12 protein-coding genes and 1 pseudogene are annotated in these 14,011 nt (G+C 47.3%); 4 read left to right on the top strand and 9 right to left on the bottom strand.

Features of this window, described 5'->3' with window-relative positions:
- The first annotated feature begins 180 nt into the window (after positions 1-180).
- The gene (locus AC5W2J_RS02250) at positions 181-597 is read left to right on the top strand and encodes an Asp23/Gls24 family envelope stress response protein (RefSeq protein ID WP_496057855.1); all 417 of its coding nucleotides are present in this window, start codon (positions 181-183) and stop codon (positions 595-597) included.
- Between the two features lie 236 nt (positions 598-833).
- The gene (locus AC5W2J_RS02245; RefSeq protein WP_496057854.1) at positions 834-1,580 is read left to right on the top strand and encodes a glucose 1-dehydrogenase; all 747 of its coding nucleotides are present in this window, start codon (positions 834-836) and stop codon (positions 1,578-1,580) included.
- Position 1,581: 1 nt separating this feature from the next.
- Here the strand turns inward: AC5W2J_RS02245 and AC5W2J_RS02240 are convergent, their stop codons facing one another.
- Positions 1,582-2,031 carry an OsmC family protein gene (locus AC5W2J_RS02240; protein WP_496057853.1) on the bottom strand — a complete coding sequence of 150 codons (450 nt, stop codon included), beginning with the start codon at positions 2,029-2,031 and terminating at the stop codon, positions 1,582-1,584.
- Between the two features lie 172 nt (positions 2,032-2,203).
- Here AC5W2J_RS02240 and AC5W2J_RS02235 point away from each other — a divergent pair, with 172 nt between their 5' ends.
- On the top strand, positions 2,204-3,661 hold the full coding sequence (locus AC5W2J_RS02235) for a glycoside hydrolase family 32 protein (RefSeq protein ID WP_496057852.1): 1,458 nt from the start codon (positions 2,204-2,206) through the stop codon (positions 3,659-3,661).
- A gap of 36 nt (positions 3,662-3,697) precedes the next feature.
- Here AC5W2J_RS02235 and speB read toward each other — a convergent pair whose 3' ends face one another.
- From speB to AC5W2J_RS02205, 6 genes are all read right to left on the bottom strand, one after another.
- On the bottom strand, positions 3,698-4,645 hold the full coding sequence (speB, locus tag AC5W2J_RS02230) for an agmatinase (protein ID WP_496057851.1): 948 nt from the start codon (positions 4,643-4,645) through the stop codon (positions 3,698-3,700).
- Positions 4,646-4,669: 24 nt separating this feature from the next.
- On the bottom strand, positions 4,670-6,061 hold the full coding sequence (locus tag AC5W2J_RS02225) for a YjiH family protein (RefSeq protein WP_496057850.1): 1,392 nt from the start codon (positions 6,059-6,061) through the stop codon (positions 4,670-4,672).
- A gap of 57 nt (positions 6,062-6,118) precedes the next feature.
- Positions 6,119-7,498: a sigma-54 interaction domain-containing protein gene (locus AC5W2J_RS02220; RefSeq protein WP_496057849.1), complete on the bottom strand. Its 1,380-nt coding sequence runs from the start codon at positions 7,496-7,498 to the stop codon at positions 6,119-6,121.
- 92 nt (positions 7,499-7,590) lie between these two features.
- Positions 7,591-8,388 carry a carbon-nitrogen hydrolase family protein gene (locus AC5W2J_RS02215; protein ID WP_496057848.1) on the bottom strand — a complete coding sequence of 266 codons (798 nt, stop codon included), beginning with the start codon at positions 8,386-8,388 and terminating at the stop codon, positions 7,591-7,593.
- Positions 8,385-9,725, bottom strand: a complete 1,341-nt coding sequence (locus AC5W2J_RS02210) for a purine-cytosine permease family protein (protein ID WP_496057847.1) — start codon at positions 9,723-9,725, stop codon at positions 8,385-8,387. The genes AC5W2J_RS02215 and AC5W2J_RS02210 overlap by 4 nt, the downstream gene beginning before the upstream one ends.
- 26 nt (positions 9,726-9,751) lie before the next feature.
- Entirely contained in the window at positions 9,752-11,203 is a 1,452-nt protein-coding gene (locus AC5W2J_RS02205; protein ID WP_496057846.1) for an aldehyde dehydrogenase family protein, read from the bottom strand.
- 225 nt (positions 11,204-11,428) lie between these two features.
- Between AC5W2J_RS02205 and AC5W2J_RS02200 the strand changes: the two are divergent.
- A pseudogene (locus AC5W2J_RS02200) lies at positions 11,429-12,614 on the top strand (pyridoxal phosphate-dependent aminotransferase).
- A gap of 27 nt (positions 12,615-12,641) precedes the next feature.
- On the opposite strand, the gene AC5W2J_RS02195 reads toward AC5W2J_RS02200, so the two are convergent.
- Positions 12,642-13,418, bottom strand: coding sequence for a Cof-type HAD-IIB family hydrolase (locus tag AC5W2J_RS02195; RefSeq protein ID WP_496057845.1), 777 nt, complete (start codon positions 13,416-13,418; stop codon positions 12,642-12,644).
- Positions 13,419-13,511: 93 nt separating this feature from the next.
- The gene (locus AC5W2J_RS02190) at positions 13,512-13,958 is read right to left on the bottom strand and encodes a DUF4385 domain-containing protein (RefSeq protein ID WP_496057844.1); all 447 of its coding nucleotides are present in this window, start codon (positions 13,956-13,958) and stop codon (positions 13,512-13,514) included.
- Positions 13,959-14,011: the final 53 nt, after the last annotated feature.

Here is a 14,011-nt window from a genome sequence, read left to right as displayed (position 1 = left end):
TCCTCCGTTCTACCAATGGATGCGGTTCGAAATATATGTTCTTGTTTTATATACTATCTCCCATATTCCACATTTTGAAACGCTCTGGAAGGAAGTATATTCTAAAGAAAAAGGATTACAACTTTATAAAAAAGGGAAAGCTTGTATCATAACGATATTATTTATAAAGGAGCTAATAATATGGCAGAGATAAATAATCCGAATAACCAAGAAGAAAAAGAACTGCAGTTCAGTAATGAAGTTATAAAAAAAATTGCAGCATTAAGCGCAGCCGAAGTAGAAGGGATTTTATCCCTCAGCGGCGGAGTAGCTGAAGGGTTTGCAGAACGTCTGGGCAGAAAGAGCCTTACTAAAGGAGTTACTGCAGAAACCGGTGAAAAGCAGGCGGCAATTGAATTAAATGTTATCGCGAAATACGGCGCTAACGTGCCACAGGTATTCCAGGAAGTGAAACGGAGAATCACTGAAAATGTAAGACAGATGACTGGCCTGGAAGTAGTAGAAGTAAAAATGTTTGTCGACGATGTGGATGTTGAAGGAGATAGAAAGCTCGGAGAAGAAGAGCCGGAAGTTCGTGAAACAGGACGTCTCGAATAGTATTGCATTCGAATCGGGCTATTATAATTCTATTTAACTAAAGGAGAACTTGCATATGTTTAGAATGGTAAGCAAATTATTTAAGTTTGGTGTGATGGCAGCACCGTTTATTAAAAAGGGCTACAGCAAATACAAAGCAAAGAAACGCCCAACAGACACTACACGCTAAGAACATCCCCGGCGGGAAGCCGGGTTTTTTTGTACTTAGATCATAATGGCTTTACAAGGAGGGTACTATGTCTTTTGAAAATAAAACAGTAGTAGTAACAGGAGCAGCGAAAGGAATCGGTCGTGCGACGGCCCGGATGTATGCCGAAAAAGGGGCGGCGGTCGTGCTGGCTGATGTGGATGAAAAGGGACAAAGTGTAGCAGAAGAGCTTCAAAACCAGAACCTCAAGGCTATTTTTATTAAAACGGATGTTACACGGGAAAGTTCGATGTCTTATTTAATGAAAAGAGTGTATGAAATATACGGCACTATTGATGTGCTCGTAAATAATGCAGGGATAGAAGCTTTTCTTTCCCCATTCGAAATAACGTTGGAAGAATGGGAAAACGTGATGCATACGAATTTACGAAGCGTGTTTCTGGGAACAAGAGAAGCCGCGAAGGTAATGAGGCAGACGCAGAATGGAGGCGCTATCGTTAATATTGCTTCAACGAGAGCATCCATGTCAGAACCCCACTCGGAAGCCTATGCAGCCTCAAAAGGAGGCGTTATCGGCTTGACGCATTCATTTGCGGCTTCTTTAAGCCCTTATAATATTACCGTGAATGCCATCTCACCGGGGTGGATCGAAACCGGAGATTATCAAAAGCTTTCTATTCACGACCATACCCAGCACTTGTCCAACCGGGTAGGGCGTCCGGATGACGTAGCGAAGGCCTGTCTTTATTTATCTGAAGAAAACAATGATTTTGTCACAGGAACCAACCTGGTTGTAGATGGAGGAATGACCCGCAAAATGATCTATGAAGAATAATCTAGGAAAAGCGGCGGATGACAGGGTGAACGGAAATGGAAACATTTCCAGCCACCGCCCTGGAAATCATGCAGCTTTTTTCTGCTTTGTCAGCGAGCTGTATGGCTTTTGCTTCTTCCTTTTCGGTAACAGAGGATGTGAGCAGTAAATCTGGATAATGGATAATCTCTTTATACGTAAAAACACCATTGGTTACATCGACGAGTCCTTTGCTTTCCATGGAGAGCTTTTCTGTTTTGATGCCGGCTCTTTCCAGCATGGCGGCAAACGTAATAATATAACAGGCAGCAGCTGCCCCGAGAAGCATTTCATCAGGATTGGTCCCAATGCCGGGTCCGTCCATTTCCGCAGGAATAGAGATCGCGGTTTCCAGATGTTCAGAAGCCAGCGTGCCTACGCTGTTTCGGCCTTCCGGCCAGTGCGTAGTAACGATAAAAGGGTGCAGAGCCAAACGTATCACTCCTTCAATGTATAGGGATATTCTTTTAAACTAACGAAATATAGTACTTATTTCAAGAAATATCTTCCAGACTGTCTTGACAAGGTTTACATAGTAACTGTACGATAAGATTATGTTTAATGGAATCGATTCCATTAATGAAATAAAGGAAGGCGGTAGATGAATGAATTGGCTTCTGACAGATAAAAGCAAGCGTCTTACTTCTGATAACAGCAAAGAACTGGAATATATAAAAGAACAGGTGGCACTATCGCCGTGGCGCCAGACGTTTCATATTCAGCCGGAGAGCGGTTTGTTAAATGATCCAAATGGTTTTGCCTTTTTTAATGGGGAGTATCATTTATTTTACCAATGGTATCCGTTTGGCCCTGTGCACGGGTTAAAGCATTGGTATCATCAGACATCAAAGAATCTAGTAGACTGGCAGAGCCATGGGGCGGCGCTTGCGCCTGATATTTATGAAGACAGGCACGGGGTCTACTCAGGCAGCGGTATAGTGGTAAATGAAAAGCTTGAGCTTTTTTATACGGGCAATACGAAGCTTGATAATGGAGAAAGACTGCCTTTCCAATGCTCCTGTGCGATGCGGGCGGATGGAACGTTTGAAGAGAAGAAGGTGCTGATCGAAGGCGCGCCGGACGGATATACGACGCATTTCAGGGATCCGAAAGTATGGCAGACAGAAGACGGCACGTATTATGCAGTAATTGGCGGCCAGCGGGAAAACCTGACGGGAGTCATCCTGCTTTATGCTTCTGCTGATCTCGAGAACTGGGAGTGTAAAGGAGAAGTTAAAACAAGCCTGCCTTCGTTTGGTTACATGTGGGAATGTCCGGATTACTTCGAAATGCAGGGACACGGAATCCTGATGTTTTCTCCGCAGGGGATCGAAGCAGAGGGCGACCGCTTTCGAAATATCTACCAGTCCGGTTATATTATGGGAGAGACACTTGATTTAACAACGGGCAGGCTGGAGCACGGGGATTTTAAAGAGTGGGATCACGGTTTTGATTTTTATGCACCGCAGACAACGGAAAGTCCGGATGGCAGAAGAATCTTAATCGGCTGGATGGGGCTGCCGGATCAAAGCTATCCGACCGATCGTTTTGGATGGGCCCATTGCTTGACGCTTCCGAGAGAGATTGCGTTTGAAAACGGGGAAGTGCGGCAGAGACCGGTGAAAGAATTAGAAGAAAAACGCATCACCTCAGAGCACCGGACCTGGAACGAGGCAGACCAGATGCTGAATGGAAGCGCTTATGAGCTTAATATCCGTTTTGATTCGCTGCCGGATGCACCTTTTTCTTTATATGTGCGGGAAGGCACGGAGGAGAGAACAGCACTGCACTACGATCCGCAGGAAAAGAAGCTTATCCTGGACAGAACAGACAGCGGAGAGCCGTTAAATGAAGAGTACGGCACGGTGAGAGCTGCTTCGCTGTCCCATCCGCTGTCGGATCTTAGATTGTTCGTTGATACCTCTTCAATAGAAATATTCGCAAACGACGGGGCGTGCGTCTTTACTTCACGGATTTTTCCGAAAGAAGACAGTACAGGCATCCGACTGCAGGCAGAAGGCAGCGGCCTGGCCTTTCATGCAGAAAAATGGGAATATAAATAAAACCACAGCCCTTTCAACGGGGCTGTGGTTTTTTTGCTATTTCAACTGGTCGCGTTTATGCATGGCGACAAGAGTAATCATTTCAAAAGCGACGGCGGAAGCGAGTGCTGCCGTGATTTCTCCATGATCATAGGCCGGAAGGACTTCAACGAGATCAAATCCTTTAATGTCCAGTCCATATAACCCTCTCACATATTCAAGCGCTTCGTGGCTCGTCGGACCACCGACTTCCGGCGTTCCTGTGCCGGGGGCATAGGCCGGATCAACAAAGTCGATATCGTAGGAGACAAAAGCAGGAGCGTCCCCAACGCGTTCCCGCACCTGGCGGAGCACTTCTTCGCAGCCAAGCTTGTGTACTTCACGCATTGGAATTGTTTTAAAGCCCAGGTCTACTGGATCCGTTACATCATGGGGACCATAAAGCGGGCCGCGCAGGCCTACTTGAATAGAACGGGATGTGTCAATTAAGCCTTCTTCCACGGCCCGCCGGAAAGGAGTGCCGTGCATATATTTTTCCCCAAAGTAGTTATCCCATGTGTCGCTGTGTGAATCAAAATGTATCAAAGCGACAGGCCCGTACTTTTTGGCAAAGGCACGAAGATGGCCCAGGCTTACAGAGTGGTCCCCGCCTAATATTACGGGCGTCACATCATCGGCCAGAATAGTGGAAAGCTGTTCTTCCACGAGTTCGTATGAGCGGTGAATGTTCTGCGGAACCGTGTCAAAATCACCGTAATCAACGCCGGAGCAGTAGTCGAATATATCAATTTCCTGATCCGGGTTATACGGGCGGAGCAGGATGGAGAAATTACGGATGTGCTGAGGGCCGCCTCTCGCTCCAATCCGGTTTGATACCGCGGTGTCAAATGGGTTTCCGACCACGACGAAATCAACGTCTTTTGTTGTGCGGATGTTTTCCAGGCGCATAAATGTGCGGACTCCGGTGTAGCGTGGGCTTAATGAAGAGTCTTTTGGTCTGTACATATGTAATCCTCCTAGAATATCGTATTAGAAAAAGAAAAGATGGGCCATCGCAACAATAATAGGCAGCGTAATAATGGTCCGCTGAATAAAGATAATAATCAGGTCAAGCAGGGACAATGGAATTTTGGAACGAAGCAGAAGAATACCTACTTCCGACATGTAAACGAGCTGTGTCATCGATAAAGCAGCGATAACGAACCGGGTTAGCTCGCTTTCGATTCCGCTTCCGATCACAGCCGGCAGAAACATGTCGGCAAATCCTACGATCATGGCCGGAGCGGCAGCGCCTGCTTCAGGAATGGACATCCACTCCAAAACCGGCACAAGCGGGTAGGATAAGATCGTAAAAATAGGCGTAAATTCTGCCGTTAACAGGGCAATGGTTCCAAGCCCCATCACAAGAGGAATTAAGCCGAACCAGATATCGAGCACATTTTTGGTTCCGTTTACGACCAGCTCTTTTGGCCCTGTTACTTCGGACGCTTTAGCCACTGCTTTTTCAGAAGCCCAGCGCAGCCGCGTTTTGCCTTCCGGAACGTCTTCTGAAATCTGTTTGCCGACCGGCTCATAATATACGTCGGATTTCCGGGACAGAGGCGGAATGCGCGGACATATGATGGCAGCTGAAAGGCCGGCAACAATCACTGTCAGGTAAAAAGGAATAAACATATGATCAAGTCCAATAAATTGAATCACCACTAAACTAAAAGCGATAGAGGCGACAGAGAAATTAGTAGCAATAACAGAAGCTTCCCTTTTCGTATAAAAGCCGCCTTCGTACTGCTGGGTGGTAATGAGAACGCCGACCGTTCCGCTTCCCATCCAGGAAGCCATCGCATCAATAGAAGAACGGCCGGGGAGCTTAAATAATGGACGCATAAGCGAACGGACGAGCGTACCGATAAACTCCATTAAGCCGAACTGCAGGAGAAGCGGCATGAGGAAGCCGGCGACAAGAAACCATGTAGTCAGAACCGGAACTAAATCATAAAGAACGGTTCCGCCGGTCAGGTCGGACCATATGACTTCCGGTCCTATCTGATACAGAACCATAACAGCAAAAGCGGCTCCTAAAAGCCGGAAGCCGGCCCAGACCCAGCTGACCGCAAACAGTTCGCGAATAAACGGAAAACGCTGCAGCCAGGCGGCGTTTTGTTTTTCAGCGGTCATTGCCACAAGCGTCATGACGCCCGACAAAACGAGCAGAAGCGTCATAAATGAAGCCAGGCCGTCCTGAAATACAAGCTGAAGGGATTCGGCAGCGATACCGATGCCTATCGTCCACTGCCCTTGATAGGGAACAGGGAGCAGAAATAAAAACAAGCTGATAATAGAAGCAGTCAGCGCCTTGGACATATTTCGTTTCGTCCAGGTCGTTTCTAAACTGTGCCTGTCCACTTCTTTATTTGATTCCATCGTGTCCACATCCTTTGCAAGTGTCTACCCTTACCTATTGCAAAAACCATGCCAATATCAGGAGCGGATGTTGTATTTTTTTAATTTGCGGACGACAGAAGGCTGGCTGATCCCAAGCCATTTTGCCATTTCAGTCGTCGTCCGGCAGTTGGAAGCGGCTTCTTGCATAATGGATGCTTCGACTTCAGCGAGCGTGTCCGGAAGCGTTTTGGAAAAGGTATCGTACATTTCTTTTTTGGCAGCCGGCGAGCGCGGAATGGTAATATCGTTTGCGGTGACAACGCGTGAGCCGCTTGTCACAATCAAGCGCTCAATCATGTTCATCAGCTCACGCACATTGCCTTTCCATTCCAGTTCGCTCAATAAATAAAGCGTGTTTTTATCGAAGGATATGTCCCGGTTGTGCTTCTCGGAAAACTCCTGGAGAAAATGGTAGATCAGCGGAATAATATCGGAAGAACGCTCCCGGAGCGGAGGGATCGTAATAGGCACCACGTTCAAACGGAAATACAAGTCTTCCCGAAAAGTATGCGCCTCGACCATCTCATCAAGCTTTTGATTGGTGGCACTAATGAGCCGGAAGTCAACAGACTTTATTTTGCGGCCGCCTACTCTGTAGAACTGCTTCTCCTGAATGAACTTCAATACTTTCACCTGGTCAGCGAGAGAAAGCTCTCCAATTTCATCCAGAAACAGCGTGCCGCCTTCCGCCAGCTCCGCCAGGCCGATCTTGCCATGACGCTGGGCCCCGGTAAAGGCACCGCCTTCATAGCCGAACAGCTCCGCTTCAAACAAAGACGCCGGAATGGCACCGCAGTTTACTTCAATAAAAGGACCTTCGGTGCGCCTGCTTTCTTTATGAATCATTTTCGCGATCTGGGTTTTCCCAACCCCGGATTCCCCGAGGAGAAGCACGTTAACATCCACATCGGCTACTTGTTTTGCCATCTCCAGGCACCGCTTCATCTCCGGCGATTTAGCCACAAATCCGTGCTCCTGCATGTGTCTGCTGCGCAGATGGGTAAGTTCGTGAAGCACACGCTCCATTTCTCCTTCCATATCCTCCAGATAGCTTTTCATATTAACGAGCTCAGTCACATCATGAGAATAGGTGGCAACCCGCCACAGCTTTCCCTTTGCATTGAAAACGGGAACACCGGTGACGAGAAATTTTTTATTTTCTCTCGTCGTTTGAATCAGCGTCACCCGGTCTTCCTGCTTCTTAACCAGAGGGGTAACAATGGGGGTGAAAAGACCTTCTTGCTCAAGATCATATACGGAGCGGCCGACGAGCTCTTCGTCGTTGTGAAGGCCATACAGCTCCTTCATGGCCGGTGTAACTTTCGTAATCACACCGTGAATATCAGTTACCAGCAAATCATCTTTAATAGCATTCAATATCGCTTCATTTTCTGCGTTAATCGTCGTATTATCCATATCTTTCATCCTTTCCTAAATACATTATTCATTATTGAATAATGTATGGGAGAAAAATTCCCCCGCCCTGGACGGAGGAATTATCATGTATGTTAAGAAAAAATATCGGTGCAGCGTTCTTGATTCATCGTATAAAACGTCTGCCGGCAGGAGTGCTGGTAGGCACTGTCCAATGAAGCGGTCCCTATATCAGGCTCTCCGGAATAAAGCTGATGCCTCAGTTTCCCATCCGGAGCATAAAGGGAAGATTCTCCAAAGTATGAAAAAGAGCCGCTCTGTCCTGTCTGATTCACCGCCGCTACATAAAGCGAATGATCACGGGCGCGGGAAGAGGCAAACCCGTGAAATGCATGTTCGTAAGGCTCTTCCCATGCGCTTGGGGCAACAAGGATGTCGGCTCCTTGATTGGCCAGGTAAGCCGCATGTTCCGGAAAGGCCATGTCCCAGCAGATCATAACCCCGATACGGCCTATTTCAGTTGATAATACTAAAGGGGTACGGCCTTTTTTAAAAGAGGTTTCCCCGCTGGTGCAGTGAATTTTCCGATAGGTGCCGGCGAGCGTTCCTCCGGGGCTTATCACGTTGACCGCATTGTATACCTGCGTGTCTCCGGGAACAGCCTCGGCAAATCCATAAAACAAATAAATGTTGTGTTTTTTGGCAAGAGCGGAAAGCTCATCATAATGGCTGCCTTCCGCGTGGCTGGCCGAGGGGGCATAGGCATGGCCCGCCTTGTAGCCGGACACGCACATTTCCGGCAGGACGACTGCTCCCAGACCCGGGGAAGTCTCTTTTGCCTTCTGTACGGATTGTATGACCATCTGGAGATTTTTCTGTTCCCTGCCTACAGAGTAAGAATCCTGAATCAGCGCTATTTGAGTATCATTCATGCCGTACTTGTCCTTTCCTTAGGTGCTAATGTCATAAAGAGCCAGTAGAGAAGACCTGACAGGAAGAAAGTAAGAATAGTGGAGCCGATAGGGAGCGGAGCAATATACGTAAAGTATAAAGCAAAGCCTGCGCCGAGGACATAGGCCAAATAGGAGAATGTGTTAATTCCGTTTTGGTACTGGTACGTGCCGCGGGCATTGGAAACCAGCTCCTCCGCTTCATATTTCGCTTTGTGAATTAAATAGTAATCCGTTAGAATAATCGCAAAGATAGGAATATAAAGAGTTGCAATCAATAGAACGAAATCAAAAAAGTTAGCCATCAGCATGTCTTTGAAAAGCGCTCCTGCAGTTGTTATAACGCCAAAGGCCAAAGCCGGCTTCCAAAACGTCAGCTTTGGAAAAATATTTAAAAACGACATGTTTGCGCTGTAAAGCGCCATCGCATTGGTAGATAATACCGAAAAGAAAACGACCGTCGCTGCAACCAGGCCGAAGCCGTGCTGGGCTAAAAGAATAGTTGGGTCGTATGTCTGCGGCATGCCTCCGATAATACTGTAGCCGCCGACTGCTGCCCCAAGGCCAAAGGCAATAAGAGAAGCAATAATGTAACCACTGAACGTAGCCGCCATTGCCCCTTTTTCACTTTTGGCGCTCCGGTTATAATCGCAGACCGAGGACATCCACGAGAAGGCGGTCGCAATCACAATATCAAAGGCAATAACGGCCGTTGTAATAGGATTTTCATTTAACTGCATCATAATTAAGTCATTCAGCTGATACACGGTAAAAAGCTGATAAAAAACAATAAAGGATAGAACGAGCATCGCCACCGAAATGAATTTCTGTGTCAACGCGATGCCGCGGATACCGTAAATAACAATCAGGACAACAATGATCTGCGTAAGTATTGTAAATAAATTAATGTTGCTGTAGCCAAATACAGTATTTACTGCGTAATTCAAGCTGAGTCCGGCCATATAGGCCTGAATCCAGCTCCAGCCGACAAGGACAACCGTATTTGCCAACGCCGGCAGGACGGCGCCTTTCTGCCCGAAAGCCCCGCGGGAGATTACCATAGTAGGAAGTCCGGTACGCGTCCCGATCCGGCCCATTAAAGCGAGAGGAACTGCGCCGACCGCTGAGCCGATCAGGCTGACAGTAACGACGGTTTGAAACGATATATCCGGAACAAACAGCATGCCTGTTAAGATGGTAGTAATAACAAAGTTAGCCGCAATCCATATAGCGAATATGCCAAACGTGCTGACTTTTCGCTCATGGGGCTGGAGGGGACGGATATCATCTGTGCCAAACTTCTTCTTTTTTGCTTCCATGAACAGTTCTTCCCTTCAAGGTGAATTTATTTTTCAAAGTGGTACCAGCCCGGTGAAGCAAGGCTGTTTGAATAATTCGTATGTTTGTATTCGGTAAAAGAAACAAGGCCTTCCGGGCCGAGTTCGCGGCCTATTCCACTTGCTTTAACGCCGCCCCACGGTGCATTTACGTAGGGGGTATGATAACTGTTGACCCAGATAATGCCGGCCTGAAGCCGTGCCTGCACCCAGTCTGCGAGCTCTTTGTTTTCTGTGAGTATACCGGCAGCCAGACCGTATGGTGTACCGTTGGCAAGAGCGACCGCTTCTTCAGGGTCGGCAAAAGACTGGAGCGTGGCAACCGGTCCGAATACTTCTTCCTGCACCACGGCCATTGACTGCGTGACTCCGGTCAATACAACTGGATCAAGAAAAAAACCGGGCCCCTCGAATGTTGTGCCGCCGCATAAACGCTCTGCACCTTCTGCTTCTGCCTGCCTGACAGCAGCAGATACCTGCTCATAGTGATTTCTGCTGATCACAGGGCCCAGTTCTGTTTCGGGAAGAAGCGGATCTCCTGCTTTCAGCTGCTGCAGCTGTTGCACAAGCTCTTCCTGGAAAGAATCGAGTATCGTTTCCTGAACGAGGAAACGAGGGGCGGCGACGCACACTTCGCCCTGGTTAAAAAAGGCGGCAAAAACGGCCCAGGACACAGCTTTTTCCACAGAAACATCATCAAACACAAGCAGCGGTGATTTGCCGCCCAGCTCCAAAGACACTCGTTTCATGGAAGCCGCGCAGGAGGCATAAATTGATCTGCCCGTTGGAACACTGCCCGTAAAGGATATTTTTGTCAGGGCAGGGTGATCGACCAATGCTTTTCCGACCGTGCCGTCTCCGGTAACTAATTGAAAGACACCGGCAGGAAGCCCGGCTTCTTCGAGTATTTCAGCGAGCAGGACAGCGCTCAGCGGGGTAAGTTCAGATGGTTTGTACACGACCGTATTTCCTGCTGCCAGCGCCGGCGCGACTTTCCAGATGCCCAGCAGAAGCGGGAAATTCCACGGAATAATCAATCCGCAGGCGCCTATGGCTTCTTTAGAAACAATACTTGTGGTTCCGTCTTCCATTTCTTTTGTTTCTGTAAGAAAATGAGGAATCAGGCCGGCATAGTACTGCAGGCAGGCCGCCGTGTCTTCAATATCGAGCTCGGCCTCCCGGATGGGCTTCCCGGTATTTTGGGTTTCCAGAGCTGCGGCCTCGTCTTTTCGGTCTAAAAGGATCGAAGCAGCCTGCAGAAGCACTTGTTTTCTTGCTTCTGCATCAAACCGCCAGGAAGAAGTGTTAAAGCAGTCCAGAGCGGATGTGGCCGCATTATCAACCTGCAAAGCGTCAGCACCGCGGATAGAGGCAATAACTTCTTCGGTAGCAGGATTAACGATCGAGCGGGCCGGACCGTTTCCTTCCAGCCAGCCCCCGTTTATATAAATTGACTTCATGATGTGTCAGCCTCCTTGTACATGTGTAATTAGAATATTTGCAAAATTCGTGCCAAGTGTAAAAAAAACATATAAAAAGAGTGAAAAGACGGCTCTGCTTATTTTCCTGCCGTACGTTTCCCAGTATAATAGGAAAAAATGCTGCATGCGGAACAATGATAGATAATCTGACAATAGTTATTCATTATTGAATAATTATTTATTATTGAATAAAAGGAGAAAATTATGGCTGTATTTGAATCGTCCCATCTTTTAAAGCAACTGCCGGAACAGTTTTTTGCATCGTTAACAAGAAAGGTGCAGAAGCTGCAGCAGGAAGGAGTTTCGTTGATTAATCTTGGACAGGGCAATCCGGACCGTCCCACACCTGCACCGATTGTGAAAAAAATGCAGGAGGCGGCCGCAGATCCGGCAAATCATAAGTACGCGCCTTTCCGGGGATACGCTTCTCTTAAAGAAGCCGGAGCTGCTTTTTATAAAAAAGAATACAACGTTGACCTTGATCCTGAAACAGAAATAGCCGTGTTATTCGGCTCCAAAGCGGGACTGGTCGAATTAAGCCAGTGTTTATTAAATGAGGGCGATACGGCTCTGCTTCCAGATCCAGGCTATCCGGACTATTTGTCCGGTATTGCGCTCGCCAAAGCAAAAAGTGCGTTTATGCCGCTTTTGGAAGAAAACCAGTTTCTTCCCGATTATAAAGCCATATCGGAAGAGACGTGGAAGAAGGCGAAGGCTTTGTTTTTAAACTACCCGAACAACCCGACAGCAGCCGGAGCGGATGCCGGTTTTTTTGAAGAGACCGTAAAATATGCGGAAAAGCATCATGTCTGTGTGATTCATGATTTTGCTTACGGAGCACTCGGATTTGACGGAGTAAAGCCGCCGAGCTTTTTACAGGCTCCAGGTGCCAAAGAAACGGGAGTAGAACTGTATACGCTCTCCAAAACATATAACATGGCGGGATGGAGAGTGGCGATTGCGGCAGGCAACGCTTCTGTTATTGAAAGCCTGAACCTCCTGCAGGACCATATGTATGTAAGTATATTCGGCGCTGTCCAGGAGGCGGCTGCTTTTGCCTTCACAGCGGAGCAGACAGAAGTGTACGAAGCAGGCCGCGATATATGAAAAGCGGCGTAATGTGTTTCTGGAAGAACTGCAGCAAGGCGGTATTACAGCGTTGCCTTCCGCAGGTACTTTCTTTGTTTGGCTTGCGGTACCGAAAGGATGGACGTCGGCTGCATATGCGGACCTTATGCTTGAAAAAGCCGGTGTTGTAACGGCGCCTGGAAGCGGATTTGGAGATAAAGGGGAAGGGTATATCCGAATCAGCCTTCTCGAATCCGAGGAACAGCTCAAAAAAGCAGCCCAAAAAATTGCTGCACAGACAAAAGCCCTGCGCTCTTTGTAAAAAGAGCCAGGGCGGTACTGCCTGATATTATTCTACGAGACCGTAATATTTGAGTCCGTTGTAAATGCCGTCATTTTCAACGCTTGAGGTAACATATTTAGCGGATTCTTTTACCACGTCAGGAGCATTTCCCATAGCGACGCTGTTTTCAACAAATTTAAGCATTTCAATATCGTTTAAATAGTCGCCGAAGGCGTAGACATTTTCAGGCTTGGTGCCTGTTTCAAACATATACTGTTCGATGCCTTTTGCTTTGGAGCCGCCGGGAGGAAGAATATCCATAGACAGCTCATGCCAGCGGATAAAGTCCAGGTTGTCAAAATACTTGTGGTATTCATTTTCTTCCTGCTTTCCGCAGAATATAAGCATCTGATAGATGTTGTGGTGCTTATAATAATCGCTGTCATGATCCGGATGCATTGCTTTTAATGTAGAAATGCTCGTTTCAATGTCTTCATGATGGGGAACGTTGGCACGCATGCCTTCGTAGCTCATATAAACAAGCGGATGATTACGCGCTTCGCTGAAGCCGTTGATTTCTTCAATCGCTTTTAAATCAATCGGGTTTTTGCGGATCGCTTCTCCTCTTCGTTGCACATACTGTCCGTTAAAGCAGACAAATGAATCAATATTAAGCTCCTGCTGAATGCCCTGAAACAAATAAGGTGCCCGTCCTGTGCTGATAGCCACTTCGTGGCCTGCTTTATGAAGCTCAAAAATAGCATGTTTAGTAGAGGCCGGGATTTGCTTTTTATGGTCCAGCAGGGTGCCGTCGATATCAAAAAATAGTAATTTTTTCTCCATAGGTTTTCCCTTTCCTCTCCGCTCTTATGCAGGTATCTGTTTTCTGCCCTTACAGATTACCATATCCACGGGGTGGAAAGGCAGGGTTTTCTATTATCCGTACTTCTCTTTATGCTCTTTCTTCAAAGCGAGGTACGTTTCGTCTTCTCTCGCTTTGATCCACTTTTCTTCAAAAATCGCTGCGGATTCAGCTTTTTCCTCATTGATCTGCCTTTCGTTCACGTTGCCGTCTTTATCGTATTTTTTTCCACCCTTGTAATTTGCATAACGCCTGGCGCGGGTGTAGCCCATCTGCAGATATTTACGGGCCATATCCATGCCGACAAAGTCCCCCTGCTTTTTATACTCCAAAAACATCTCATAAATTTTTTCAGACGACTCTTTGGCGATATCCGGCGTTTTAAAACGCCAGTGCGGCAGGATTTCACCTTTGTAAGGCTCTACCATTAATAATCCCTGTTCTCCGCGTCCAACTTCATACTTTTCTGGATTTTTACGGAAATCTATATTGTCAAAGTCTTTCTTATAGTCGAAACCCAAAGCTATCTCCCCCTTATCTAAAGATAGTAGCCGTAAAAGGGCGCAAATAAACC

Source organism: Sinobaca sp. SA16-1 (genome assembly GCF_059510515.1).
The sequence above is the reverse complement of the archived record's forward strand: the minus strand, read 5'-3'. Positions and strand labels throughout refer to the sequence as shown.